This is a genomic window from Pseudoalteromonas sp. CR1 (assembly GCF_019392235.1).
Taxonomy (GTDB): domain Bacteria; phylum Pseudomonadota; class Gammaproteobacteria; order Enterobacterales; family Alteromonadaceae; genus Pseudoalteromonas.
Map to the genome: position 1 here is coordinate 1 of NZ_JAHXRM010000149.1, position 281 is coordinate 281.

1 protein-coding gene is annotated in these 281 nt (G+C 74.7%); it reads left to right on the plus strand.

Translation table 11 applies throughout. From position 1 onward, the window contains the following. Positions 1–281 (plus strand): AAA family ATPase (locus KZZ04_RS18865; RefSeq protein ID WP_219423779.1); only part of this gene is annotated, 281 nt, incomplete at both ends.

The following is a 281-nucleotide window of genomic DNA, read 5'->3' on the forward strand; positions in this document are numbered from 1 at the left end:
CAGGCAGAGCGGGAGGCCTGTTGGACGACACCGGGGATCGCTGCCGCCGAGTCCGCGCTGCTGCGCGCCGCCGACCGGCCTGCGGCCGAGCGCGTCATCCCAGTACCGGTCGTGGACGCGGTGCTGGCCACCGCCGCCCCGCTCGCCGAAGAGCAGAGGGCGGCCCTGCGTCACGTGAGCGGTGCGGCAGCCGTCACCGTTCTGGAGGCGGGGGCCGGCACGGGTAAGACCACGACGGCGAAGGCGCTGGTCGAGATCGCGCAGCGCTCCGGGCTTCAGGT